Origin of the sequence: Acetobacter estunensis (assembly GCF_019083805.1) — a bacterium.
Lineage (GTDB): Bacteria > Pseudomonadota > Alphaproteobacteria > Acetobacterales > Acetobacteraceae > Acetobacter > Acetobacter estunensis_A.
The window spans coordinates 1-25,025 of the sequence record NZ_JAHRDV010000005.1; the positions used below are offsets into that span (position 1 = coordinate 1).

The following is a 25,025-nucleotide window of genomic DNA, read 5'->3' on the forward strand; positions in this document are numbered from 1 at the left end:
TCAGTTGTCAAAGAACAACGCCCCAGAAGAAACCGGAGCCAACCATTCTGCCTCAGCGCCCCGGGAAGTGCAACCCCCCGTCCGCTTCGGTGAGCGGCTTATACGGCGATACCTCAAAAAACGTCAATCGACTTTTTCAAAAAACTTACATAAAAACACTCACATACCCCCCGAAACCGCAGGGAACCGCCAAAAATTCTTCTCAAAAAAATCCAGGAACACAGCATACCGCCATAACTCCCCGCACGAATCCTCCCATCGTCAGGCACCACCTCCCCAACGATCCATCTGAATCAGACCGTTGATGACCATAAGATGGAAAGACACCTTACCCATCCGTCCGCCCCACCTCATGACAATGACCAAGTAGAAAAGGCTTCCGCTCGGGCTTTCCTCATTCAACGTGAACTCGAACGCCCTTGCGGCGTTAAGCTCTACTTAATAGACGATCCAACACACCTTATAAGTCGAGACGCATCCGTTCGGGACGACTCCGACCAGCCTTCATTTGAGCAACGTCTCTGCACAACAATTATTTCCACGCATTTCAAAGACGAACAGGGCTTTTGAGCCCTCTTTTCTCATGCAACCGAGAGCTGTCCCCGGTCATCGAAATATCACAGAAACCTCTGCTTTCTGGGTGCGGGCACACCTTTATGGGTTCGAACGCCCTCCCGTCTTCAGCGTTCCCAGCATCTCCGTTCGCCCACGGCTCCCATATTTGCGGGATACAGCGATTTCACCCAAAATGACGCTAATGGAAATATCCGTAACAACGCGCGATTTCATAAAATGATAAAAACCCTATATAGGCCACACGCCTGATCCCAGCGGCAGAGCACTACAGGGTTCCGTGCCCACAGCGCCGCGGTTGTCAATCACCCGAGAATGGCCAGCTGAATGACCGTCATATCCCGTATCGAAAGCGTCTCCACGCTCACCGGTTTCCAGGACACGACACCTACTCCCGTTCAGACCGAGTCCGGCCAGAACCGACGTTACGGTGACTTCGCCACCTTCCCCGAGGCTCTGAACTACGCCGCGCAGGGAGCGGCGGGGTACAATATCTATTCCGGTCGCGGTGTCCTTCTTGAAGCGCTGCCTTATGCTCTGCTGCGTGAGCAAGCCATCGAGATGGCGCGTCGCCTTCTGGCTCTCGGCCTCCAGCCGGGTGACCGGGTCGGCCTGATCGCGGAAAGTGACGGCGACTTCGCGCGCATCTTCTATGGCTGTCAGTATGCCGGTCTGGTGGCGACTCCCATGCCCCTGCCGGTGGCCTTCGGTGGCCGTGAGACCTATGTCGCGACCATTCGCGGCATGATCGAGACAGCAGACGCTTCCGCCATCGTCATCCCCGACCTGATCGCCAGTTGGACCGACGATATCATTGCCGGGTTCGATCTGAAGTTCGGCGGCTCTCCGGCCCAGTTGATGGAACTGCCCGCACCCGCGCGGCCGCTGCCCACAGTGCGCCCGGATGACCTGTCCTATCTCCAGTTCTCCTCAGGCAGCACGCGCTTTCCGAAAGGCGTCTGCGTCACACAGCGTTCCGGCCTGGCCAACGCACATTCCATCGCGCATGACGGTCTGCAGGTCCGTGAAACCGGCGACCGCTGCGTCTCGTGGCTGCCGCTCTATCATGACATGGGTCTCGTAGGCTTCTTCATCACGCCCATGACCTGTCAGCTTACGGTCGATCTGTTGCCGACGCGTGAATTCGCCCGCCGTCCGCATGTCTGGCTGGACCTGATCTCCCGCAATCGCGGCACGCTCTCCTACAGCCCCTCCTTCGGCTACGACCTGTGCTCGCGCCGGTCCGGTGCGGCCGGGCTCGATCTGTCGAGCTGGCGTGTGGCCGGTATCGGCGGCGACATGATCCGCCCGCACATTCTGGAGAACTTCGCCGAGCGCTTTGCGTCGCTTGGTTTCGACGCCCGCGCGTTCGTGGCCAGCTACGGCATGGCCGAAGCCACGCTCGCCATCAGCTTTGCTCCGCTGAACGTCGGAATGCGGACCGACACCATCGATCTGCGTCGTCTTGAGATGGAGGGTGTGGCTTATCCGAGCAACGATCCCTCCCATCCTCTGCGCACCTTCGTCCTGTGCGGCCGCGTACTGCCCGGTCACGAGATCGAAGTGCGCGATGCTGACGGCACGGTTCAGCCCGAACGCCATATCGGCACCATCTTCGTTCGCGGCCCCAGTCTGATGAGCGGGTATTTCCGGCTCCCGACCGAGTCCGCCGAAGCGCTGGACGCCAATGGCTGGTTGAACACAGGCGACCTTGGCTACATGCTCGATGGCCAGATCGTGGTGACGGGGCGCGCCAAGGATCTCATCATCATCAATGGCCGCAACATCTGGCCGCAGGACCTTGAGTGGAGCGCCGAGCACGAGGTCGAGGGACTGCGCAATCACGATGTGGCCGTGTTCTCGATCGAGGAAGATGGCGGTGAAAAGGTCGTGGCTCTTGTCCATTGCCGTGCCACCACAGCAGAGGGCCGGCAGGCGCTGAGTGAAAAGATCGCGGCCGTGTTCCGTCGCCTGCACGGGGTGGAGGCGGAGATCATCCTTCTGCCGCCGCACTCCCTGCCCCAGACATCCTCAGGCAAGCTGACGCGTGCCAAGGCCCGTAGTATGCTGCTCTCCGGCGCGTTCACCCGTATCGACGAGACGGCTTCAGCCGCCTGAAGCGGCGGTGCTCCCGACCACCGATGCGGTCACGGCAGGACTGGATGACACGTCGTGCCGTGACATTTCTCTGGCGAGGGGACATGTTTTCCGCCATAACCCCGCCGTTCCGCGGAACCATGCCCATGACCGGACATTCCGCCCGCAACTGATTCAAGGTGCCCCGAATGAGTGAAACGGTTCAGGATGTCTCGGCTCTGATCATCCAGAAGCTCCTTGCCAATCCCAAGGTGCCCCGTGACATCACCGGATCGAGCAAGATCGTTGAAGATCTGGCGTTCGACTCCCTCGCCGTGATGAATTTCGTGATGGAAATCGAGGACGAACTCGATGTCTCCGTCCCGCTGGACCGTCTGGCCGAAATCCGTACCATCGACGATCTTGCATCCTGCATCGTCGCCATCCGCAACGGCGGCTGATCCCTGCATGAGCATTTTCGACAAGTTTCGTGGCGTAGAACAGCGTCTGGCCGAACTTCAGGCCGCTGGCGGACGCAATCCATTTTCGGTCGTCATCGAGCGCCCCATCTCCTCCACCGTGGGACTGATCGAGGGGCGTGAGACGCTGCTGTTCGGCACCAACAACTATCTGGGCCTGAGCCAGTCTCCCCGCGCCATCGAGGCGGCGATCGAGACCGTACGCGCCCGTGGTGTTGGCACGACCGGTTCACGCATCGCCAACGGCACGCAAAGCCTGCATGAGCAGCTCGAAGCCCGCATCGCGGACTATTTCGGCCAGAAGCACTGCATGGTTTTCTCGACCGGGTATCAGGCCAACCTCGGCATGATCTCCACATTGGCAGGCAAGGGCGACTATCTGCTGCTCGATGCCGACAGCCACGCAAGCATCTATGACGCCAGTCGCCTCGGCCATGCGCAGGTCATCCGCTTCCGTCACAATGATCCCGAAGATCTTCGCAAGCGCCTGAACCGCATCAAGGACGAACCGGGCGCAAAGCTCGTGGTGGTCGAGGGCATCTATTCCATGACGGGCAATGTCGTGCCCATGAAGGAAATGGCCGAGGTCAAACGCGAGACGGGTGCCACCCTTCTGGTGGACGAAGCCCACTCCTTCGGCGTGCTCGGCCCGACAGGACGCGGTGTGGCGGAAGCCGCTGGTGTCGAGAAAGACGTGGACTTCATTGTCGGCACCTTTTCCAAGAGCGTCGGCACTGTGGGCGGCTACTGCGTCTCCAATCATCCTGAACTGGATCTGGTGCGGCTGCATTGCCGCCCGTACATGTTCACTGCCTCGCTGCCGCCGGAAGTCATCGCCGCGACCATGGCAGGACTGGACGAAATGAAGGCGCATCCGGAACTACGCACGCGCCTGATGGACAACGCCGCGCGCTTTCATGCGGGCCTGAACAGTATCGGTCTGAAGACGGGTAAACAGGTCAGTCCGGTGGTCGGCGTGGTGCTGGAGACCATTCCCGAGGCCATCATGCTGTGGAATCGGCTGCTGACCTTGGGGCTTTACGTCAATCTCAGCCTGCCGCCGGCAACACCGGACCATCACCCGCTGCTGCGTTGCTCCGTTATGGCCACGCACACGCCGGAGCAGATCGACCGGGCCGTGGAGATCTTCCGCGAGGCGCTGGAAAGCCTGTCTGCGGACGCCTGATCGCAGACGCGACACATCATGAAAAAGGGCGGCTCTGCACTTGGCAGGCCGCCCTTTTTCATGCGTTTATCAAACGATCGGACTCTGTCCGCGCCCGGAAGGAATCGCTGATCCCTTCCCCTATTGACGTGAACGCCTGACTCAGATCGTGAACGCGCGCCGTCCCGTGCGAAAACGACCCGGACGATAGGGCAGTGGATCGATATAGGGCGTCTCGCCCTTCATCAGCTCTGCGCACAGACGCCCCGTCGCTGGGCCAAGCGTGAAGCCCTGATGGGCATGACCGAAATGGAACCACAGTCCCGTATGACCGGACGCCTCCCCGATGATGGGCAACATATCTGCCACACAGGGACGGCTCCCGATCCACGGCGTGGCTTCCACTCCCTCACCGATGTCGAGCATCCCGCGTGCCAGACGCTCGCTTTCGCGAATCTGACGCCAGCACGGCGGCGCATCGCGGCGGGCGAACTCGGCCCCCGTCGTCACACGCAGACCCCGCGCCATCGGCAACAGGGCAACGCCAGCATCCGTGTCGATCATGGGATTGTTGAGTTTGCCGTCCCATTTGAAATGCCGGTGATAGCCACGCTTCACGAACAGCGGAAAACGATAGCCCATCGCCTCCGTCAGATCGGATGACCACGGCCCGAGCGCAATTACCGCCTGCTCCGCGGAAACCGGACCATCCGCTGTCTGCACGGTCCAGCCCGACGAGAGATTCGCCAGCGTGCGGGCATCGCCATGCACAATATGGCCACCGGCCTTCACGAACGCTTCCGCATAACGCTGCACCAGCGCACCGGGGTCTTTCACGCTCCACGGCGTCGTCCACTGCACACCGCCCGTCATGCGACGACGCAGCGCGGGTTCCTCGCGGGCCAGAGCGGAAGGATCGAGAATACGGCTGTCCACACCGAACTCGCGGGCGAAATACCGGGCGCGCGCGGCGCCGTCCTCAAATCCTTTTTCCGTGCGGAAAATCTGGGTCCAGCCCTGTTTTTCCACCAGATCGGCCGCTCCTGCGGCCTCGACCATCGCCTCATGCTCACTCAGACAATGGCGGATCAGAGCCTCGAACCCCGTGCGCGCCACGCCGTAGCGACGCGGGGAAGAGTTCCACCAGTATTCCGCAAGCTTCGGCGCAATGGCGAGCAGATCGCCCCAGCGGTAATTCACGTCGTTGCCGCGCTTGAACGCGACCTGCACCAGCTTCATCAGGTCATGAGGAAAGGCATACGGCTCAACGGCTTCACGCTGAATCAGTCCCGCATTGCCATAGGACGTCTCCCGCCCCGGCTCGCCGCGCTCCACAAGTGTGACGTCATAGCCTTTCTGGATGAGGTGCCATGCCGTGCTGACACCCACCATACCGCCACCGAGAACAAGCGCCGATCGAGCCATGTAATGGACACTCCCTGTCCGGACGAAGCGCGCAATGTCGGGCGCTTCATGTCCGCAAACCGTCATTTTCCGCATCCCAAGGGACGCCTCTCCGCTTTCCCATCCAGCGGCACGCCGGTCAACCGCCCCTTCAGGACGAAGGGTTGCCCGTACGGCGGAACACCCCTGCGCGCACTAGGCGCCACAGGACAGCAGGAGCGCACACCACCGGGTGACGCTCGGCAAAGGGTGTGAGCGGCACATGCACACCGCTGTGGCGCTGGATTTTCCACACGATGTAACGCGCAGCCCCTTCAAACGTGAAAGCCGCCTTCACCAGCCGCGCAATGTTGAGCGGACGCCCCAGCCGTGCGCGGAGTGCCCAGCGGCGCTCCGCCTGCTCTCGCTCGGCTTCCGGCACACCAGATGCCACCTGGCCGTCGGGCCGAAGCTGTGCGTCCAGACCCGCCGCCACCCATGACGCCGTGAGCAGCCGCGAAAACCGCGCTTCCTCACCCGCCAGAAGATGGCGCGAACGCGTCGTTGTCTCCACCCGAAGCTCGGCCGCATAGGTCCGATGAAACAGCGCCTGCCAATATCCCTCCGGCGTCGCCTGATCCGGACCAAGTTCCGCAGCCCAGAGTGCGGCGGTCCCGACCGCGCGGATCACACAGCGCAGCACGGCATCGGCGGCCTGTGCATCGCGCACCCACACCAGACGCACAGGCTGCGCGAACCGCGCCCAGACGGTGGTGTCGCGGCACTCGGGTCGGGTTAACCGGCGGAACTGCTTCAATGAGAGAATGGCGACCTTGGCGCGCAGGGGCACACCGTCCACGTCCATCTCGTGATATTCCACATTTGGCGGCAGCAGGGCATTCGCCACACGCGCCAGCCGCCCACGCGGCCAGTCCGACTGATGCTCCACGATCATATAGAAATCGAGGACACCCTCCGCGAGAACGGACGGATCGGTCTCCCCCTGCGCGATTTTCCGCACAAGAGAGCCATAAAACAGCACCCCCAGCGGTCTGGAGAGCCCCACCATCCGCTCCACGAAGCGCGAAATCAGTGGCGGCACGGGAGAAGTCAGTTCGGTCGCCAGCATCTGGGCGACGGTTCGGGCAGCGTTCGTCCGCGCCGTTTCGGTCGTGCCGCTCACAGCGCCCTCTTCAGCACTGGATAAACGCCAGACGCGGCCCTTCGCGGAGCCACACACGTCCGTCTTCACCCGGCGCAAGTTCCTCTCCGTCCATCACCAGACGGTCGTGGGTCTCGATCATGATCTCGGCGGCCATGCCGCTGTGATAAGCCGCGGACCGCCGCAAACGCTGCGAAATGCGGCCGCGCAGCACGGACAGGAGCCCACGTGCCAGTCCCGGCGGGTTTCCGGCAATGTCCAGATAGATCACGCTTCCCCGCGCAGGCGTGTCCAGCCAGAACGGCCAGACGCCCCGTGAGAGCCGATGCAGTCCCGTGACCAGAAAGAGAAACCGCGAGCGGATATCGGAGGTCTGTCCATCGACGGTGAGTGTCATGGGCGTGCCCGCCATCCATTTCTGGCGCACCTCCGCGCGCAGGAACTGACGCAAACCGTAAAAAATTGTCATCAGAACCGCGGTGTCGTGCGAATACCGATCAAGGATCGCAGGGGCATGCGCGATCTCGATTCCACGGGTGAACGCCGCCATCCCCCCGAACATTCCCGCCACGGGGCGACGCTTGGGGTCCGACCACGAGACCACCACCGGATGACGCCAGCGCACATCGTCCATCAGCGTGCCCGTGCGCACCTTCTCGCGCAGCAGAGCCAGTGCCGGAAGCCCACGGGTGGGGCAGCCAACATCGCTGGCAATCAGGTTGGTGTTGCCCGAAGGAATGACGGCCAGCGCCGGCAGCCGGTCCTGCGGCCAGCAGACCAGCAGGGCGCTCAGGACGTTGCTGACAGTGCCATCGCCGCCATTGATCACAATGAGCTGCACCTCGCGCCGCGCCAGTTCCACCATGGCCTCGGACAGTTCCGACTGACCTTTCGGCTCGATGAAATTGTCCCCGAACAGCGCGCGGGCCTCACGGGCGAAGGCTCCTCCATCATGGATGTTCAGACGACTGCGCGAATTGTGAATCAAGGCGACAGATGAAGGCACGCGGCTATCCGTGTTCCGGGGCGACCGTCATCCTGCGGTCCGAAAAGAGGGTCGTCAGGACGCGACAACCCGGATGACTCGTGCGTGATGACGCGGCTCCTATAGACGCCTCACTTCAAGTTGTCACATTCCTCCCTGTCGCCGCTCCGCGCTGCGTGACGGGAAGAATTGCGCGCCGCCCTCTTGATCGGATACGCCGTTTGAGAGATCGATGCGTCCGGTCAGGTTCCGTCCTGTCCCCCGCGACCGTCTCCGAACGTCAGGTCAGGAAATCCCTTAGTGTCAGCCATTCTGGCCCATCTCTCCGACCCGCATCTGCCGCTCGAAGCCCTCCCCGGCCTGCGCGACCTGCCCAACAAGCGCGCCGTCAGCCTTCTGTCATGGCTGTTCATCCGCCGCCATATCCACCGCACAGCGCCGCTGGCCGCCGTCATGCGCGATATCGCCACCCATAATCCCGACGCGCTCGCCATCACCGGCGACATGACCAATCTCGGCACCCGGGCCGAAAGTGCGGCCGCCGCCCGCTGGCTGAGCCGCACCGGCCATGTGCAGGCCGTCATTCCCGGCAACCACGACACGCTCGTCCGCGAGCCGTGGGAGGAAGGGCCGGGACTGTGGAGTCCGTATGGCGGCATGAGCGGGCCGAATGAGCCGCTGTGCCTGCGGGTGAACGACGTGGTGTTGATAGGTGTCAGTTCCGCCATCGTGACACCGCCGTTCTTCGCATCCGGCCGTGTGAGCCCGGCGCAACTGGACCGCACCGCCCGACTGCTCCGCGAAACCCGTGCCGATGGGCTGTGTCGCGTCGTGATGATCCATCATCCGCCCGCGCATAGTCTCATGATGTGGCACAAGAAGTTGTACGGCATCACACCTTTTGCCGAAATGTTACGCGACAACGGGGCGGAGGTGGTCCTTCACGGCCACTCTCACGAAGGCACACTCACCACCGTGTCCGGCACCGATATCCCGCTGATCGGCGTCACATCGGCCTCCCACCGACCGGGCCGGAGCCTCAAGCGCGCGGCCGGATGGAACCGCATCACCGTCACACGCGATGCAAAGGCCACGAAATGGGACATTCGGGTGGAAGCCCGACGCCTTGCGCCGAATGGGCGACTGCACACGTTCCGGAGCTATGATCTCACACGCCCGGACGGCGGAGCAACCGGTCCATGACCACCACCCCGAAGGAGTCGGCCTACATCCCACCGCTCGCGCGTCTGCCGCGCTGGCTGCGGCCGGGTACGCTCGACTCCTATCTTCTGGCACAGACCGTCCCGCCTTTTGCCATCGCCATTTCGGTCGTGCTGATCGCGCTGCTGCTGGAACGGCTGCTGGTGCTGCTCAATGTTCTCGCCTCCGCCGCCAGCCCCTATTCCACCCTCGTCAAGCTGCTGGCCGACCTGTTGCCGCACTATATGGGCCTCGCCCTGCCCGCCGCTTTGTGCGTGTCGGTCTTTGTCGTCGTGCGCCGCATGAGCGAGGGCGACGAACTGGACGCGCTGATGAGCAGCGGCGTCTCGCTGGCCCGCGTCGCGCGCCCTTTCGCCATCACAGGCGCTGTCATCGGCGTGCTGTCGATGCTGCTCTACGGCTATCTCCAGCCCCATGCGCGCTATCAGTTCCGCGAGGGATTCTACTTCGCCCGCCATGCCGGATGGTCCCCCGTGCTCCAGTCCGGCATGTTCGCCTCCCCCTCCAGCTCCCTCACCTTGACGGCGGACCGCGTCGATCACGCCGGGTCGCATCTGATCAATGTGTTCATCCGTGACATGAGCGATGATCGGGAGCGCGACATCACCGCCCGCACAGGCACCATCCGCAGCGACACCTCCAAGGGAGAGGTGCAGATCGAACTGTTCGACGGCTCCATTCTCACGGTTCGCCCGGGCGAACAGTCCACCGTCACCACGTTCGACCACGCTGTGCGCCTGATTTCCCGCGCACAGGCCGCATCCTTTCGCCATCGTGGCGACGATGAGCGCGAACTCACCTCCCACGAACTGGCCAGCAAGATCCGCACCGTCAAACACGGCGATCCTCAGCCGCAGGTTCCGGCCTCAGCGGCCATGCAGACCGACATCCCATTGGCCAGTCTGAGGGCCGAACTGAATTTCCGTCTTGCCCGCAGCCTGTCGATCCCTTTCATTCCCGTGCTGGCCGTCTCTCTGGCCATCATCGGAAAACGCAAGCGCAGCAGTTCAGGGCTGGCGGTGGCCGTGCTGGTTCTCGTGACCTATGACCACATCCTTCAGATGGGCGAGAGTCTGGTGGCGAGCGGCAAGTCCTCGCCCTTTCTGGTGATCTGGCCCCCCACGCTGGTCTTCTGCGGAGCCTGTGTGCTGCTGATGCTGTTCCGTGGCCAGATCCTGCCCATCCGCCGCGTCCGCCCGGCAGCCCCGCGGGAGAGCGCCGCGTCATGAGAGACCCCGCGATTCCGCGCGGCCCCCGGCACGTCCTGCTGCGCTACCTCTCCTTCAGCCTGCTCTCGCGCACGGTCATGTGCTGCGCCATCCTCATCGCGCTGATGGAAATCCTGGCGCTGCTGGAGCAGATGACGCCCATCCTCAAGCGCCATCTCGGCTTTGGCGGTGTGCTGACCTATATGGGCCTGCATCTGCCCGCCATGCTGCTCAACGCCCTGCCGCTGAGCGTGCTGATCGGCGCCCTGCTGCTGCTCACGCAGATGACGATGAACAGCGAAGTCGCCATCCTGCGGGCCGCCGGGCTGTCTCCGCTGGGCTTTTTCATCCGCCTTGTTCCTATCACGCTGCTGATCGGCGGTTTCGGCTTCGCCATGGAAGATCAGGTCACACCGCGCTCGGAACTCGCACTGGCCGCGTGGTGGAACCGCACCGATCCCCATCCCGAGACCGGCCGTTCCTTCTGGTTCCATGTGCCCGGCGGACAGGCTTCCGCCTGTCCCATGCCCACCCTCTCCACACCACCTGCCGCCAACGAACTGGCCCATGTCCATCATGTGGCCCGCGCCGGACATGAAGCGGTGGGAATCGATCTCTATGACCGGGACTCGGAAGGCCGCCTGCTGCGCACGCTTCACGCCGAACGCGCGGTTCACGCGCAGGGGCAATGGACGCTCTCGGGCATTCGCTGCATCACCGTCTCGCTGGAGGCGCACGACGCCACGGCCACCGAAAGCGCGCGCGAGTCGGCCATGTGGATCAACCCTTTCGGGCCGACGGACATGCTGCGGCTGGCGCAGGAATCCATCCCCTTCTCTTCGGGCATGATTCTCGCGGCTCTGCACGGACACATCGCAACCAACCAGACCCCCGGTTATCTGCGGGCCGCCCTCTTCGAGCGCCTGCTCCGGCCTCTGGCCTTCATCGTCATGCTTTTGCTGGCGCTGCCGGTGATCTATATTCCTCCGCGCACCGGGCTGCGGAGCTGGCTCCCCGTCTGGTGTCTCGGTGGCGGTTTGCTCTTCATCATCGTGCAGGGCATGTTCCGCGCCATGGGCAATGCGGGCCTGCTTCCGGCGCCCGTTGCGACGGCGCCCGGCCTGCTTATCTTCCTGCTTGCCGCCTGCACCGCGCTTTTGAGGAACGAGGACAAATGAGCGCCACCTTGCGCAATTCGACCATCCGGTCCGGGCGTAGCTTCGATCTCGGCAAGATGAACCTGCGCCAGCTCTGGGTGGCGTATCTCACCTATCCGACGATTCTGCTGTATTTTGCCCTCATCGTCATCAGTGTGGCGCTCGTCGTGCATCTCGCCCCTGGCTGGGTGCCGCTTGCCGCCTCCGTGGTGGCCGTGATGCTGGTTTACCCTCTCGTGTGGTATCTGCTGCACCGTTACGTGCTGCATGGTCAGTGGCTCTACAAGTCGCGCTGGACGGCGGCTCTGTGGAAGCGCATCCACTTCGATCACCATCAGGATCCGCATCTGCTCGATGTGCTGTTCGGCGCACCGGCCACCACGCTTCCCACCATCGCCGCCGTGACCATTCCCGTGGGCTGGCTGATCGGGGGCTGGGGATGCAGCGCCGCCGCTTTCGGCACAGGTGTGACCATCACCTGCATCTACGAGTTCTTCCACTGCATTCAGCACCTGAACTACAAACCCAAGGCTGCGTGGATCCAGAAGATGAAGGCGTGGCACGTCCTCCATCACTTCCATGATGAAGACATCAATTTCGGCATCACCAGTTACGTCGTGGATCGTGCCTTCGGCACCCTTTACACCGATGCGAAAAGTCGTCCGCGTAGCCCCACGGTCTTCAACCTCGGCTATGACATCAAGGAAGCCCAGCGCTATCCGTGGGTGATGGAACTGACAGGTTCCGCGCCGCGCGACCGTCCCGACGGTGCTCGCCCCTCGGCACGGACGGACAGGACCGCCGCGTGAACACTACGACCACCGGCACGCTTTCAGCCCTCGTTCTGGCCGGCTCCCGCAGGGGAGCCGCAGACCCGATGGCCGTGGCCGCTGGTCTGTCGCACAAGGCCCTGATCCCGCTCGACGGCAAGCCGATGATCGCGCATGTGCTGGACGCGCTGCGTGCCACACCCGCGATCACACGCATCATCGTCTGCATTGAGACGCCCACCGTGCTGGACGGGCTGCTGCTCCCCGGCGAAGACATCATTCCGGCCGCAGATGGCCCGAGCGCCAGTGTTCTCGCCGGGCTCGCTGCATGCGGAACGCCCCTTCTCGTCACGACCGCCGATAATCCGCTGCTCCGCCCGGAATGGATCGAAGCGTTCCTGAAAGACGCAGGCACGGCCGATCTCGCCGTGGGCGTGGCGAAGGAAGCCACCGTGCGCCGGGATGTGCCGGGCACGGCGCGTACCTTCATCCGCCTGGCGGATGTCGCCTTTTCGGGCTGCAATCTCTTCCTGTTCCGCACCGAAGTCTCGCGCCGCGTGGCATCCCTGTGGCGACGACTGGAGAACGAGCGCAAGCATCCTCTGCGCATGGGCTGGCTGCTGGGGCCGTCCGTGTTGCTGCGGTTCCTGTTGCGCAGGCTCGATACCCGCGCGCTGCTCGCACGCATCCGCAAGCTGACCGGCGCTCAGGCCCGTTTCGTGTTCATGCCCGATGGACGCGCGGCGGTGGACGTGGACAAACCCGCGGACCTCGAACTGGTCCGCAGACTGATGGCGAGTGAACGGCGCAACTAAGTCCGCTCCGTCGCGCTGTGGGTATGCGTGACTATTCGGTCAGAAACGCGCGGAGCGAGCTGCGAACTCTCGCGTCGAGCTGCGCGTGAGATGCAGGAAGGAGCGCCTCCAATCAGCATTGCGGACGGCTGGCCTTCTCCCCAGACAACGACATATTCGGGAAGATCGAAAATGAAAAAACGTGCGCTTGGCAAAACAGGTTTCGAGATTTCTCCCATCGTGTTCGGCGGCAATGTCTTTGGCTGGACGATCGATGAGAAAACCAGTTTCGACGTGCTGGATGCCTTTGTCGATCATGGGTTCGATGCGATCGATACGGCTGACGTGTATTCCGTGTGGGTGCCTGGCAACCAGGGCGGTGAGTCCGAGGCCATCATCGGGCGGTGGCTGAAAGCTCGGCCCGGAATGCGCGACCGGGTCAAGATTTTCACGAAAGTCGGCATGGATATGCGCCAACCGGGCAAGACGGGGCTGTCCGAAAAACGGATCCTGCAGGCCGTCGAAGAGTCTTTGTCGCGGTTGGGCATCGAGCGGATTGATCTCTACTTCTCTCACTGCTTCGACCCGAACGTGCCGCAGGCGGAAACGCTGGGCGCTTACGAGAAGCTTCTGAAAGCGGGCAAGATCCGCTCCATCGGTGCCTCGAACTTCGATGCGGCGCAACTCAGTGATGCCCTGGACACCGCGAAAGCCGAAGGATTGCCCGCCTATCAAGTGCTGCAACCCGAATACAATCTCTACGACCGCGCGTCATATGACGGCCCGTTGCGTGATCTGTGCCTACGGGACGGGCTGGGTGTCGTGCCCTATTACGCACTGGCCTCCGGCTTTCTGTCGGGCAAATATCGCAGCGAAGCTGATATCGGCGACAGCAAGCGTGGTGACAAGGTGAAGAGCTATCTCACCCCGCGCGGACTGAAGATTCTTGAAGCGCTGGATAAGGTGGCGGAACGTCACGGCGCGAAAGACGCTGAAGTGGCGCTGGCCTGGCTTATCGAGCGGGAAGGCGTGACAGCCCCCATTGCCAGCGCGACGAAGATTTCCCAGATCGAAAGCTTCGCAAAGGCCGTCAGTCTGGACCTCACGTCACAGGACATGACGGAACTGGAAGCCGCAAGCGCTCCATAACGCCCACCTGCGGCGAAGGCGGCGGATGTTTCGTCCAAGAAACATTTTCCGTCGCCCCAAGCGGTCGATGAGTCTACGCTGATCCATGCATACCCTTCGTTCATTCCTGACGAGAGGCCGTTCGCATGTGTATCGCCTGTACTCATACCATTCATCGTGCCCACCGACATTTCGGCTGGAACCGTGATTTCGCACCCGCCCTCACCGCTCGGCCCGGTGAGACGATCCATTTCGAATGTGTGGACGCCGCAGATGGTCATTTCCATGCCGGTTCCACTGCGGACGATGTAAAGACGCTGGATTTCAGTCTCACCAACCCGGTGACTGGGCCTGTTTTCGTGGAAGGCGCCCGACCGGGTGACGCCCTGAAAGTTACCTTCCGCAAATTCATCCCGTCCGGACTTGGCTGGACTGCCAACATTCCGGGATTCGGATTGCTCGCCGATCAGTTTCCCGATCCGGCCCTGCACATGTGGACCTACGATCCAGATGCCATGACACCGGCGCTGCATGGTTCGGGTTTCCGTGTACCCCTCAAACCCTTTGCAGGCACCGTCGGTGTCGCCCCGATGGAAGCAGGCCAGCATTCGGTCGTGCCGCCCCGTCGTGTGGGCGGCAATCTCGACATTCGGGATCTGACGGAAGGCGTCACGCTGTATCTGCCGGTCGAAGTCGAGGGTGCCCTGTTTTCCATTGGTGACACACATGCCGCGCAGGGGGATGGAGAAGTCTGCGGCACCGCCATCGAGAGCCAGATGGATGTGGTCGTCACACTCGATCTCGTGCGTGACGCCCGGCTTGCTTCACCCCGTTTCACGACACCCGGCCCCGTCACCCGGCATCTCGACAATGCCGGTTACGAAGCCACGACCGGCATCGGGCCTGATCTGATGACGGCGGCCCGCGAGAGCGTGATGCGCATGATCGATCTGCTGACCAATGAGCATCACCTGACACCGATGGAGGCCTACATGCTGTGTTCGGTGTGCGGCGACCTGCGCATCTCCGAGATCGTGGACCAGCCCAACTGGGTGATCTCGTTCTATTTCCCCCGGTCGGTGCTGTCCTGAGAGCGCCTATCCGCCATACTCTCGAACACCAGCATCTCATGTCCATCGCGCATGAAGCTGTCGCACACATGCATGCCGATACCGCCCAATACCTTGCGTGAGGCGATGTTGGTGTCGCGGGCGACGGCGATCACGCGCCCTATGCCCGCCGCATGCGCGTGCCGAAGTGCTGCCGCCGCCGCTTCCCGGGCCAGCCCCCGGCCTGACGCCGAAGGATGGATGGCGAAACGCAGCGCCATGCCACGCCCATCCGGGCGCTCATGAATCCCGGTAATACCGATCAGTTTGCCGTTCTCACGGATGGCGAACATGCCGGAGCCATGTTTTGCCCAAGTGGTGATGTCGGACACCATGTCCGCTTCCGCCTGCTGACGGTTGCGCACACCGCCCAGCATCATGCCAAACGCCGCACCATCGGCCTTCAGCCGCGCGATGTCGTTCATATCGCGCCACGACACGGGCGAAAGCGTCAGCCGACCCGTGCGTATGGAGTTGAGATTCATCATTCCACGTGGCCCCGCAAACAACCGGAGAGCCGATCAGAACCGATCATGCTCCCCGATTCCGGCGAGAAAACGTGAAGGAAACCGCGTACCCGCTCAGCGGGCGAGCGGGCGATACTTGATGCGGCTCGGCTCGGTGGAGGCATCACCGAGACGGCGTCGCTTGTCCGCTTCATAGGCTTCGAAGTTGCCCTCGAACCACTCGACGTGACTGTCACCCTCGAAGGCGAGGATATGGGTGGCCAGACGGTCAAGGAACCAGCGATCATGGGTGATGATGACCGCGCAGCCCGGATACTCCGCCAGCGCGTCTTCCAGCGCGCGCAGCGTGTCCACGTCGAGATCGTTGGTCGGCTCATCAAGCAGAAGAACGTTGCTTTCCTTGCGCAGCATCTTGGCCAGATGCACGCGGTTGCGCTCACCACCCGAAAGCACGCCGACCTTTTTCTGCTGGTCCGCGCCCTTGAAGTTGAATGCGCCGACATACGCACGGGAAGCGACCGCCCGCTTGCCCAGATAGATGACATCCGTGCCGCCCGAGATCTCTTCCCAGACATTCTTGTTGTCATCGAGACTGTCGCGTGACTGGTCCACATAACCCAGTTCCACCGTATCACCGATGGTCAGCGTTCCGCTGTCGGGCTTCTCCTGTCCCGTGATCATCTTGAACAGCGTCGATTTACCCGCGCCATTGGGACCGATGATGCCAACAATGCCACCGGGGGGAAGCTTGAAGCTGAGATTGTCGATCAACAGGCGATCGCCAAAGCCCTTCGTCAAATCCTCGGCCTCGATCACTACATTGCCCAGACGCGGACCGGGCGTGATGACGATTTCCGCCGTGCCGGTGGTCTTCTCGTTGCTCTTGGCCAGCAGCTCTTCGTATTTGGTGATGCGGGCCTTGCTCTTGGCCTGACGGGCCTTCGGGCTGGAGGCGATCCACTCCTGCTCGGCCGCAAGGGCCCGCTGGCGGCCGCTCTCTTCCTTCTCTTCCTGCGCCAGACGCTTGCGCTTCTGCTCCAGCCACGAAGAATAATTGCCCTCGAACGGATACCCGCGACCGCGCTCGATCTCGAGAATCCAGTTCGTCACGTTGTCGAGGAAGTAACGGTCATGGGTGATGACCATGACAGTGCCCTGATAGTCGCGCAGGGTCTTTTCCAGCCACGCCACACTCTCGGCGTCGAGATGGTTGGTCGGCTCATCGAGCAGCAGCAGATCGGGCTTTTCGAGCAGCAGACGGCACAGCGCCACGCGGCGGCGCTCACCACCGGAGAGCTTGTCTACGGGGCTGTCGGCTGGCGGGCAGCGCAGCGCATCGAGTGCGATGTCGAGCTTGCGGTCCAGTTCCCAGCCGTCACCTGCGTCGATCTTTTCCTGAAGCTCGGCCTGCTCCGCGAGAAGAGCGTTCATCTCCTCGTCGTCCATTGGCTCGGCGAACTTGGCGGAAATCTCGTTGAAACGGTCCACGGCCTTCTTGAGGTCGCCAAAGCCCAGCGCCACGTTCTCGCCCACCGTCAGGTTCGGATCGAGCTTGGGCTCCTGCTCCAGATAGCCCACGCGCACGCCCTCGGCGGCCCACGCCTCACCACCGTATTCCTTGTCGATACCAGCCATGATCTTGAGCAGCGTGGATTTACCCGCGCCGTTGACACCCAGCACACCGATCTTGGCGCCCGGCATGAAGGAGAGCGTGATGCCCTTGAACACTTCGCGACCGCCCGGATAGGACTTGGTCAGGTCCTTCATCACATAGACATACTGATATGGTGCCACGGGACGAAACTCCTGAAATACGGTCGTGGAAAAGGAGGGCCACAGATGAGGCGGGAGGCGCGCAGGCCGGTCAGGCCTCCCCCGGACTTGTCGCCTGCGCCCGGCAGGACTTGAACCCGCAACCAAGCCGTTATGAGCGGCCCGCTCTAACCAATTGAGCTACGGGCGCGCAGGCCGCCCCTGATTCGCCCAAACGCCGCGTTTTTGCAAGATGTGAGTTGCATTGGGCTGCGCATCGCGCTTGGCAATGCCCGCCTGCGCGGATACGCTCCGGCCGCTTAATTGTTAACGGAGCGAGAGACCATGGACGTTTCCAAACTGTCCCCCGGCAAGGACGTGCCCAACGACATCAACGTCGTGATCGAGATCCCGCAGGGATCTTCGGTCAAGTACGAGATCGACAAGGAGAGCGGCGCGCTGTTCGTGGACCGCTTCCTGTTCACGCCCATGGCCTATCCGGCGGCCTATGGCTTCATTCCCGGCACGCTGGCCGCCGATGGCGATCCGGCCGACGCCATGGTGCTCACGCCGCGTGGCGTCGTTCCCGGGTGCGTGATCCGCGCGCGTCCCATCGGTGTGCTGCTGATGGAAGATGAGGCCGGACAGGACGAGAAGATCCTGTGCGTGCCGCACGACAAGATCCATCCCCAGTTCTCCAAGGTGGAAAAGATCGAGGATCTGCCCGAGATCACCCTCAAGGAGATCGAGCACTTCTTCACGCGCTACAAGGATCTGGAGAAGGGCAAGTGGGTAAAGGTCACCGGCTGGGGCGACAAAGCCCGCGCGGGTGAGTTGATCAAGGCCGCTCTGGAAGCCGCAAAGAAGTAAGTTTCGCTGGTTTCAGGCGATGGGAATGCCCCGCTTTTCTTTCCGAGAGAGCGGGGCGTTCGTGTACCGGGCGCTGCCCCGTCCCCCGGCAGGAGGCTCGGCCTCCTGCACCTCCATTCATTTCGTCATTGGGCATCACAGGAGCCGCGACCTTTTGCGGGTTTCAAGGCGGAGCCCTGAGGCAGCATCATTCGTCTTCATTCGCCTCAACCGGCAACTGCCAGTCGATCGGCTTGAGACCATGCTCTTCAAGGAACGCATTGGCTTTCGAGAAATAATGACCGCCGAAAAAGCCGTTATGAGCGGACAGCGGCGAAGGATGCGGCGCCTTGAGCACCAGATGGCGCGACGAATCCACAAACGCCGCTTTTTTCTGCGCGTAACTGCCCCAGAGCATGAACACCACGGGTGTGCGCTGCTCGTTCACGCAGGCGATCACCGCATCCGTGAACCGCTCCCAGCCGTGCCCCTGATGTGAAGCGGCCCGTCCCTGTTCCACCGTCATGACACTGTTGAGCAGCAACACGCCCTGCTTCGCCCAGTGCGTAAGATTGCCATGCCGCGCGGGCGGGATACCAAGGTCGCTGTACAGTTCCTTGTAGATGTTCACCAACGAGGGCGGTACGCGCACGCCGCGCGGCACGCTAAAAGACAGACCGTGCGCCTGTCCCATGCCGTGATAGGGATCCTGCCCAAGGATCACCACACGGACGGAACCCAGAGGTGTGAGATTGAGCGCGCGAAACCAGTCCGGCCCACGCGGGAAGATCATCTTCCCCGCTTTCTTCTCTTCGACAAGGAAAGCCTTCAGATCCTTCATGTAGGGCGAGTCGAACTCCTTCTGAAGCGCGACCCGCCAACTTTCATCCAGCTTGACCGTGGTTTCGCTCATACATCCCGCTCCCTCTGCCATTACATCCCGCCATCCACAGGCGGCTCCGCACCATCCGGCACAATGCCGAAAAGGAAAAGGGGCGAAGTCCGGTTGCGGACTTCGCCCCTCATATCCTCGACCGGTGATCGAAATCAGACGCGATCGGCCAGACCCAGTTCACCCGCCATGTCACCCCGGACAGCCGCACGCTCACGCTTGGCCATCTTGTCCAGATGACGGCGCGCCTCCGGCGAAATCGTCAGCGCCAACGTCATCACGGCGGACAGCACATACAGGCCAGAGAAAATCCAGAGGATACCCTCAATACCATGCCAGGACTCAAACCATGTCACGATGGCCGGACCAACCCATGTGCTGGCGCCCGCCCCCAGACCGAGCGCGGACAGAGCCGCCGCTTTTTCCTTGGGACAGATCTGCGGCACAAGACCCGACAGAGGCACAAACGCCGCCAGCGTCGCGCCATAGAGCGCGCCAATGATTGCAGCCACCATGAAATTGCCCGGATACATCAGCGGCACATAGTAGAACGCCGGCACCATGATGGCCGCGCCAATACCACCGCCAAACGCCACGACCGTACGATGCCCCACGCGATCCGAGGCAATGCCCGACACCAGATTCACCAGAATGTTCGACAGGAACACGATGGAGAGAAGCTGCAGCCACTGCGAAAGCGAGAACCCGACAACCTTCGTGAAGAACGCGGGCATGATCACCAGAAACGCGTATTCTGACGACGTGTTGATCGTGCGCACAATCATGGCGATGAACGTCTTGGGCTCACGCCAGAGAATGCTGAAAGAACTGAAAAAAATCGTTTTCGCGGGCGTATTCTTGTCCACCAGCGGAGCCGAGCCGATCGGCTCGCGCGTCAGCAGAAGCGCCAGAAGACCACCGAAGACGACAAGCCCGAGGGACGACCAGAACGTCGCCATCTCCCCGAGCACGGGAATGGAAAAACTTGCGAACAGGGAACCAAGCGTCGGAAGCCCACCGGAGAAGGCGAACCAGAACCACCCGGCCGCCGAGCCAAGCTGACGCGGAGGCGTCGCGGCCGCGATCCACACAAGAAATCCATAGGTGAACAGAGGATATCCAAAACCACGCATGGCATAGGCGGCCAGCATGACGGGATAACTGTTTACGGCCACACCCATGGCCAGAAAGAGCACTTCAAAGACGGCCCACAGACCTAGGCCGATCCACATGACCTTTTTCGGACCCCACAAATCGGAAAGTGGGCCAGACAGCCACGCCGAAATGGAAACCGTCACACCATAGATCGTGAACAGAAAGGCTGTGTCACGGGAAGAAATGCCCTGACTTTCAAGATAGGGCGCGAGATAACCGGCTTCGACACCATCACCGATCATGAAAAAGAGCAGACCGACGAAGCCCCAGAAAAGTGGACCGGGAATGCCGAGCTTGTCAGCGAAGGATGTCGAAGGAGAGGACAGGGTATCTGTCTGTTTCAAGGGGATATGTTCCTCTTTACGCAGGCAAGGACAACAACGATTGATATCTTCACGGCATGTGAAGAATGGAAGCTGACCGTACGATTCTCCGGCATGACCCGCGTGAAACGGGAAGGACCGGAATCTTTCGGGTGAAACTCGATTCCCGGTCGATTGGCAGCACGCTCACATCCGTGACTACGAATACATCGAGCGGCAACAGGGAATTATCGAGAGGAAACGACCACTCAGGTCGGGGGCGGATCATCGCCGCGGCGGAAATACATCGGAGAATACCGAGATCAGGGCATATTCACATCGCGCTTCATATTTGCAGAAAACGAAGCACAAAGACCGCAAGCCGCATCAAGGGCGAAACACCATTTTTATATCAGGACCAACCTGATCCCGACGACAGGATTTATTGTGCACCTCCTTGCGTGGTTTCTCATGAATTGCTTTGTATCTGTCACATACCATCTCACTGCCAGATTTTCAACACTTTTTGATAATTTGCCTCTTATATGAACAAAATAGCTAAAAAATATGTTTATTTTACAATGATATTTCAAAATACAATAGAAACAATTCATCTAATACAGTGATTTACTAATGATTTTCTATTCCGCCAAAGGAATGTTTATCGAATCCGCTCCCTGCCCGACGAGATAATCTCATTATTCACTCCATAACACCGAGCCTATCCACCAGATCCACTTGCCAGTATCTCCTCTCCCAATCGAACAGATGGTGTGCGTGGCTGCGAACGTTGAAGCACATCGCTCATAGTCTTTCATGAGCTTCCGCACCGGGTTTGCGGAGCTCTATCAAGACCAAAAGATGTCTTAGGATATCGACTGCCATGTACAGCTTCGATTTTTCCTTTTATGCCATCGCCATCCCTCATCACTAAACCAATCAAACACGACAGTATCTGAGATTTTCTATATTTTTCTGTAGGTGCGCGACGGTCATGCTGGCGGCCAATAAACTGCAAAGAACCAGAACGAACCCTGTCAAGCTCCCAGCGAAAGCAGGAGACGCCATGAAGATAGTGTCAGCAAATCGCCAGATCATCATGATAGGATAGCCGAGCAAGTAGATAGCGAGCGTGTTCCGTTCGGCAAAGACTGCGACGGCTTTAAGCCAGACGGGTTGTGAGCACGAAGCTGCGGACCAGACCAAAAGAGGCACGCCAATTACGAGTAATGGCCAGCCAATAAAATGGATTTTCGGAAGATGCATACTCGCGAATAAAACCAGAACACAAACCGGGTGGATCTTCGGAGCGCGTGCGCCATAGCGCCCATAGAGATGCCACAGTAACGCGCCACCAGCGAAACCCATGGTCATGCGCGGCCACCCGCCCCAATAATGCGTGGAAGACCAACCTGCATTCGGATCGCGCCAGATCGCACCGAGCACGAGGTAGGTGAGTGCGGCGCCGATCCATAAAACGAACAGCCGTCTGGGCGCGTCATGAACGCGTAGGCCGACGAGAAGCGCGAAGCCGAACAGTTCAAGCACGATAGCCCAACTCGGTGGATTAAGAGGGAAGACCGAGCCATGAACGAGCGTCGAGAAGAAAGGCAGCAGGGCAAAACCCGAAAACAAGGCGCCAATCCAGCTCTTGACTGTCCATCCGTCCGCGTTGGCGAACGCAAAGGGAGCGCACGAGCCGAAGCCTATGACGAGAGCCATGGCATAGATCGGGTAGATATGGACGATGCGCCTGCCGATAACCTGCCATCTGACCGCATCGACAACAGCGGGTTGCGACAGATAGCCCATCGCAAGAAAACCTTCGATCATGAAAAAGATGTCGATGGCAATTTGCCCCTGGGGCCACAACTGCCCAACATAGGGTTCCGCCCAGTGGCCGCTAAAAATACTGAGACCGACGAGCATGCGAAGCACTTGAAGCATCGTATGGCCTTTATCTTCTCCACGCGTTGACAGGATATCGCGGCTCCCATTTACTTGGAGAACCATATGCCAAGAGTGCGGCAGTCTATCAGTATTGCATTTGATTTGTTCATCCCGACACTATCAATCTGTCGCTTATGATTACTTATTCTCAATATAACTCAGGCTTTTATAAAAAAACTCGCAGTCTTCCCCCTAAACGGACGTCACCAAGAACATACAACCAACAGGGCAATTGATCCCACGAAATCGGAACTGCGGGGATGACAATACCCTCCTTCCCGTTCACGCCCGCGCGAGAACGTTGACATTCGTCGTGCCCTCCCGTCTCATACGTCTCACCAAGGGGGGTTCCGCTCAAAGGAACTGAGAGGCCGCATGGCTCCTGCATGACAGGACGGCGCGGCGACCCTGCCGGTGTCATCACGACATCGGGGAACCTGATCCGGTTAGCACCGGCGGAGGGACTGGTCTGGTCGCACGCGCACGCCGTGTTTTCCGCACGGCAGAAGGCCAAAACGGCTCGGCCCGTTCCTCGCATACGACGCGAGGACGCAGACATGAACCACATCACACCCAAAGGCGCCGACACGAAAGCGCCGCCTCCCGGTCACGTCACCACCGGCCCCATCTGGGGATCGCGCAAGGTCCATTCCAGCCCTGAAGGCCGTCCCGATATCCGCGTGCCGTTCCGTGAGATCGCACTCGATCCGTCCGCGAACGAAGCGCCGCTGCGTCTCTACGACACCTCCGGGCCTTACACGGACGATACGGCCACCATCGACGTGGCCAAAGGCCTGCCCAAGGTTCGTGCCGAATGGCTGACCAAGCGCGGCTTCAGTCCGGCCACGCCCCGCACCGTGCGCCCGGAAGACAACGGTGGCGCAACGGGCGAGCATCTGGTCGATCCGTGTCCGGCCCCTCACACAGTGCTGGAAGGCGGCAACGCCAAACTCGTTACGCAGTATGAATTCGCACGCGCAGGCATCATCACGGATGAGATGATCTACGTTGCGCACCGCGAAAATCTGGGCCGCCTCAAGGCCGCCGAAGGGGCTGCCACGCGTCGTGCGGATGGTGAGGATTTCGGGGCCGCTATTCCCACCTTCGTCACACCAGAGTTCGTGCGTGAGGAAATTGCCCGTGGCCGCGCCATCATCCCGGCCAACATCAACCATCCCGAACTTGAGCCGGTCATCATCGGCCGCAACTTCCTCGTGAAGGTCAACGCCAATATCGGCAATTCAGCCGTGACCTCCTCTGCTGCCGAGGAAGTGGAAAAGCTGGTCTGGTCCATCCGCTGGGGTGCGGACACGGTCATGGACCTGTCCACAGGGCGCAACATTCACAACATCCGCGACTGGATTCTGCGCAACGCTCCCACGCCTATCGGCACGGTGCCGATGTATCAGGCGCTTGAAAAGGTCGGCGGTGACGTCAGCAAGCTGTCATGGGAAGTGTTTCGCGACACGTTGATCGAACAGGCCGAACAGGGTGTAGACTACTTCACTATTCACGCAGGCGTCCGTCTGGCGCACATTCCACTGACGGCGGATCGTGTGACGGGCATCGTCTCACGCGGCGGCTCGATCATGGCGAGCTGGTGCCTGATGGAGCACCGCGAAAGCTTCCTTTACGAGCATTTCGAAGACATCTGCGACATCATGCGCAAATACGATGTGTCGTTCTCGCTGGGCGACGGCCTGCGCCCCGGCTCGGTTGCGGACGCCAACGACGCCGCCCAGTTCGCGGAACTGGAAACACTGGGCGAACTGACCAAAATCGCATGGGCCAAGGGCTGTCAGGTGATGATCGAGGGACCGGGCCATGTGGCCATGCACAAGATCAAGGCCAACATGGACAAGCAGCTCAAGGAATGTGACGAAGCGCCATTCTACACGCTTGGCCCGCTGACGACTGACATCGCGCCGGGCTACGACCACATCACGTCCGCCATTGGCGCCGCCATGATCGGCTGGTTCGGCACGGCCATGCTCTGCTACGTCACGCCCAAGGAGCACCTTGGTCTGCCCAATCGGGACGATGTGAAGGTGGGCGTCATCACCTATCGCATCGCCGCCCATGCGGCGGACCTCGCAAAAGGGCATCCGTCCGCCAAGCTGCGCGACGACGCGCTGAGCCGCGCGCGCTTCTCCTTCCGGTGGGAGGACCAGTTCAAGCTCTCTCTCGACCCGGACACGGCGCGCGCCTATCACGACGAAACGCTGCCGAAGGAGGCGCACAAGACAGCGCATTTCTGCTCCATGTGCGGGCCGAAATTCTGCTCCATGCGTATCTCACAGGACATCCGCGACGATGCACAGCGCATCGCGGGCATGGAGGAAAAGAGCCGCGAATTCCGCGAAGCCGGGAACAAGGTCTACGTTCCGGCAGAGTGATCCGCCACTCAGCCTCCGGCGATCTCGTGATGGTCAGAGGCGCTTTAATTTA

General features: G+C 61.1%; 20 protein-coding genes and 1 tRNA gene. 12 read left to right on the top strand and 9 right to left on the bottom strand.

Features of this window, described 5'->3' with window-relative positions:
* The first annotated feature begins 900 nt into the window (after window positions 1–900).
* The 3 genes from KUA11_RS07685 to spt all read left to right on the top strand — a co-directional run bounded on the left by KUA11_RS07685 (window position 901) and on the right by spt (window position 4,314).
* The gene (locus KUA11_RS07685) at window positions 901–2,691 is read left to right on the top strand and encodes a fatty acyl-AMP ligase (RefSeq protein WP_217409752.1); all 1,791 of its coding nucleotides are present in this window, start codon (window positions 901–903) and stop codon (window positions 2,689–2,691) included.
* A gap of 167 nt (window positions 2,692–2,858) precedes the next feature.
* Window positions 2,859–3,110, top strand: a complete 252-nt coding sequence (locus KUA11_RS07690; RefSeq protein ID WP_166317125.1) for an acyl carrier protein — start codon at window positions 2,859–2,861, stop codon at window positions 3,108–3,110.
* Between the two features lie 7 nt (window positions 3,111–3,117).
* Entirely contained in the window at window positions 3,118–4,314 is a 1,197-nt protein-coding gene (gene spt, locus KUA11_RS07695; RefSeq protein ID WP_217409753.1) for a serine palmitoyltransferase, read from the top strand.
* A gap of 141 nt (window positions 4,315–4,455) precedes the next feature.
* Here the strand turns inward: spt and KUA11_RS07700 are convergent, their stop codons facing one another.
* The 3 genes from KUA11_RS07700 to KUA11_RS07710 form a co-directional block, all read right to left on the bottom strand.
* Window positions 4,456–5,718 (bottom strand): NAD(P)/FAD-dependent oxidoreductase, encoded by a 1,263-nt coding sequence (locus tag KUA11_RS07700; protein WP_217409754.1) that lies wholly within the window; start codon window positions 5,716–5,718, stop codon window positions 4,456–4,458.
* 130 nt (window positions 5,719–5,848) lie between these two features.
* Window positions 5,849–6,805: a hypothetical protein gene (locus KUA11_RS07705; RefSeq protein WP_217409970.1), complete on the bottom strand. Its 957-nt coding sequence runs from the start codon at window positions 6,803–6,805 to the stop codon at window positions 5,849–5,851.
* 64 nt (window positions 6,806–6,869) lie between these two features.
* On the bottom strand, window positions 6,870–7,844 hold the full coding sequence (locus KUA11_RS07710) for a diacylglycerol/lipid kinase family protein (RefSeq protein WP_217409755.1): 975 nt from the start codon (window positions 7,842–7,844) through the stop codon (window positions 6,870–6,872).
* A 279-nt stretch (window positions 7,845–8,123) separates the two neighbouring features.
* On the opposite strand from KUA11_RS07710, the gene KUA11_RS07715 reads away from it, so the two are divergent.
* The 7 genes from KUA11_RS07715 (at window position 8,124) to KUA11_RS07745 (ending at window position 15,192) form a co-directional block, all read left to right on the top strand.
* On the top strand, window positions 8,124–9,026 hold the full coding sequence (locus KUA11_RS07715) for a metallophosphoesterase family protein (protein ID WP_217409756.1): 903 nt from the start codon (window positions 8,124–8,126) through the stop codon (window positions 9,024–9,026).
* Window positions 9,023–10,273: an LptF/LptG family permease gene (locus KUA11_RS07720; protein ID WP_217409757.1), complete on the top strand. Its 1,251-nt coding sequence runs from the start codon at window positions 9,023–9,025 to the stop codon at window positions 10,271–10,273. The genes KUA11_RS07715 and KUA11_RS07720 overlap by 4 nt, the downstream gene beginning before the upstream one ends.
* Window positions 10,270–11,430, top strand: a complete 1,161-nt coding sequence (locus tag KUA11_RS07725; protein WP_217409758.1) for an LptF/LptG family permease — start codon at window positions 10,270–10,272, stop codon at window positions 11,428–11,430. The genes KUA11_RS07720 and KUA11_RS07725 overlap by 4 nt, the downstream gene beginning before the upstream one ends.
* Window positions 11,427–12,218, top strand: coding sequence for a sterol desaturase family protein (locus KUA11_RS07730; RefSeq protein ID WP_217409759.1), 792 nt, complete (start codon window positions 11,427–11,429; stop codon window positions 12,216–12,218). The genes KUA11_RS07725 and KUA11_RS07730 overlap by 4 nt, the downstream gene beginning before the upstream one ends.
* A 68-nt stretch (window positions 12,219–12,286) precedes the next feature.
* A complete protein-coding gene (locus tag KUA11_RS07735; RefSeq protein WP_254454790.1) occupies window positions 12,287–12,994 on the top strand; it encodes a nucleotidyltransferase family protein in 708 nt (235 codons plus the stop codon).
* 171 nt (window positions 12,995–13,165) lie between these two features.
* Window positions 13,166–14,122, top strand: coding sequence for an aldo/keto reductase (locus KUA11_RS07740; protein ID WP_217409761.1), 957 nt, complete (start codon window positions 13,166–13,168; stop codon window positions 14,120–14,122).
* Window positions 14,123–14,247: 125 nt separating this feature from the next.
* Window positions 14,248–15,192 carry an acetamidase/formamidase family protein gene (locus KUA11_RS07745; protein WP_217409762.1) on the top strand — a complete coding sequence of 315 codons (945 nt, stop codon included), beginning with the start codon at window positions 14,248–14,250 and terminating at the stop codon, window positions 15,190–15,192.
* On the opposite strand, the gene KUA11_RS07750 is transcribed toward KUA11_RS07745, so the two are convergent.
* The 3 genes from KUA11_RS07750 to KUA11_RS07760 all read right to left on the bottom strand — a co-directional run bounded on the left by KUA11_RS07750 (window position 15,165) and on the right by KUA11_RS07760 (window position 17,640).
* Window positions 15,165–15,695, bottom strand: coding sequence for a GNAT family N-acetyltransferase (locus tag KUA11_RS07750; RefSeq protein ID WP_217409971.1), 531 nt, complete (start codon window positions 15,693–15,695; stop codon window positions 15,165–15,167). The two genes, KUA11_RS07745 and KUA11_RS07750, sit on opposite strands and share 28 nt — an antisense overlap.
* Window positions 15,696–15,791: 96 nt before the next feature.
* Window positions 15,792–17,471: an energy-dependent translational throttle protein EttA gene (gene ettA / locus KUA11_RS07755; protein WP_217409763.1), complete on the bottom strand. Its 1,680-nt coding sequence runs from the start codon at window positions 17,469–17,471 to the stop codon at window positions 15,792–15,794.
* 95 nt (window positions 17,472–17,566) lie between these two features.
* A tRNA-Ile gene (locus tag KUA11_RS07760) sits at window positions 17,567–17,640 on the bottom strand.
* A gap of 134 nt (window positions 17,641–17,774) precedes the next feature.
* Between KUA11_RS07760 and ppa the strand changes: the two genes are divergently transcribed.
* Window positions 17,775–18,299, top strand: coding sequence for an inorganic diphosphatase (gene ppa / locus KUA11_RS07765; RefSeq protein ID WP_166317086.1), 525 nt, complete (start codon window positions 17,775–17,777; stop codon window positions 18,297–18,299).
* Window positions 18,300–18,486: 187 nt separating this feature from the next.
* Here the strand turns inward: ppa and ung are convergent, their stop codons facing one another.
* The 3 genes from ung to KUA11_RS07780 form a co-directional block, all read right to left on the bottom strand.
* Window positions 18,487–19,191, bottom strand: a complete 705-nt coding sequence (ung, locus tag KUA11_RS07770) for a uracil-DNA glycosylase (RefSeq protein WP_217409764.1) — start codon at window positions 19,189–19,191, stop codon at window positions 18,487–18,489.
* Between the two features lie 134 nt (window positions 19,192–19,325).
* On the bottom strand, window positions 19,326–20,669 hold the full coding sequence (locus tag KUA11_RS07775) for an MFS transporter (RefSeq protein ID WP_217409765.1): 1,344 nt from the start codon (window positions 20,667–20,669) through the stop codon (window positions 19,326–19,328).
* 897 nt (window positions 20,670–21,566) lie between these two features.
* Window positions 21,567–22,574 carry an acyltransferase family protein gene (locus KUA11_RS07780; RefSeq protein WP_217409766.1) on the bottom strand — a complete coding sequence of 336 codons (1,008 nt, stop codon included), beginning with the start codon at window positions 22,572–22,574 and terminating at the stop codon, window positions 21,567–21,569.
* A gap of 560 nt (window positions 22,575–23,134) precedes the next feature.
* Between KUA11_RS07780 and thiC the strand changes: the two genes are divergently transcribed.
* Window positions 23,135–24,973 (top strand): phosphomethylpyrimidine synthase ThiC, encoded by a 1,839-nt coding sequence (gene thiC / locus KUA11_RS07785; protein ID WP_254454792.1) that lies wholly within the window; start codon window positions 23,135–23,137, stop codon window positions 24,971–24,973.
* Window positions 24,974–25,025: the final 52 nt, after the last annotated feature.

Coding starts and splice junctions, on each gene's coding strand:
- KUA11_RS07685 (WP_217409752.1), top strand. CDS start 901: ATGACCGTCATATCCCGTATCGAAAGCGTCTCCACGCTCACCGGTTTC.
- KUA11_RS07690 (WP_166317125.1), top strand. CDS start 2,859: ATGAGTGAAACGGTTCAGGATGTCTCGGCTCTGATCATCCAGAAGCTC.
- spt (WP_217409753.1), top strand. CDS start 3,118: ATGAGCATTTTCGACAAGTTTCGTGGCGTAGAACAGCGTCTGGCCGAA.
- KUA11_RS07700 (WP_217409754.1), bottom strand. CDS start 5,718: ATGGCTCGATCGGCGCTTGTTCTCGGTGGCGGTATGGTGGGTGTCAGC.
- KUA11_RS07705 (WP_217409970.1), bottom strand. CDS start 6,805: ATGCTGGCGACCGAACTGACTTCTCCCGTGCCGCCACTGATTTCGCGC.
- KUA11_RS07720 (WP_217409757.1), top strand. CDS start 9,023: ATGACCACCACCCCGAAGGAGTCGGCCTACATCCCACCGCTCGCGCGT.
- KUA11_RS07725 (WP_217409758.1), top strand. CDS start 10,270: ATGAGAGACCCCGCGATTCCGCGCGGCCCCCGGCACGTCCTGCTGCGC.
- KUA11_RS07730 (WP_217409759.1), top strand. CDS start 11,427: ATGAGCGCCACCTTGCGCAATTCGACCATCCGGTCCGGGCGTAGCTTC.
- KUA11_RS07735 (WP_254454790.1), top strand. CDS start 12,287: ATGGCCGTGGCCGCTGGTCTGTCGCACAAGGCCCTGATCCCGCTCGAC.
- KUA11_RS07740 (WP_217409761.1), top strand. CDS start 13,166: ATGAAAAAACGTGCGCTTGGCAAAACAGGTTTCGAGATTTCTCCCATC.
- KUA11_RS07745 (WP_217409762.1), top strand. CDS start 14,248: ATGTGTATCGCCTGTACTCATACCATTCATCGTGCCCACCGACATTTC.
- KUA11_RS07750 (WP_217409971.1), bottom strand. CDS start 15,695: ATGAATCTCAACTCCATACGCACGGGTCGGCTGACGCTTTCGCCCGTG.
- ppa (WP_166317086.1), top strand. CDS start 17,775: ATGGACGTTTCCAAACTGTCCCCCGGCAAGGACGTGCCCAACGACATC.
- ung (WP_217409764.1), bottom strand. CDS start 19,191: ATGAGCGAAACCACGGTCAAGCTGGATGAAAGTTGGCGGGTCGCGCTT.
- KUA11_RS07780 (WP_217409766.1), bottom strand. CDS start 22,574: ATGCTTCAAGTGCTTCGCATGCTCGTCGGTCTCAGTATTTTTAGCGGC.
- thiC (WP_254454792.1), top strand. CDS start 23,135: ATGAACCACATCACACCCAAAGGCGCCGACACGAAAGCGCCGCCTCCC.